The organism is Methylobacterium sp. D48H (assembly GCF_053345715.1).
On the sequence record NZ_JBKFAP010000109.1, the window covers coordinates 1 to 338 of the forward strand.

Sequence of the window (338 nt, forward strand, 5' to 3'; positions counted from 1 at the left end):
GATTTTAAGATTCCACTATTTAATAGCTCTTTAACAATTTGATTTTGAAATAAATAGTTTGGAGTAATCTCATGATACTTAATGTTTTTCCAATGAATGAGTTCATCATGTTGAACATCTTCACGGGCATATCCATCAAGTAGACTTAATAAGAACAACTTATGAATAAAGCTGAGCTGATTCAAGCTGTAGATGACTTCGTCTTTGACTTTGTATTTACGCTGTTCTTGAATTTTTGTTTGTTGTGTTTGTTTCTTACGCTGAGCTGTACATTGATCACAATGGCAATTTAACTTACTGCTATTTGTAAATACTCGATGTTGGCAATGGCTACATTC

Annotated in this window: 1 protein-coding gene; it reads right to left on the minus strand. The window is 32.2% G+C overall.

Features of this window, described 5'->3' with window-relative positions; all coding sequences use genetic code 11:
• On the minus strand, positions 1–338 hold a 338-nt coding region (locus ACLBX8_RS31695; protein ID WP_447716414.1), incomplete at both ends, for a hypothetical protein.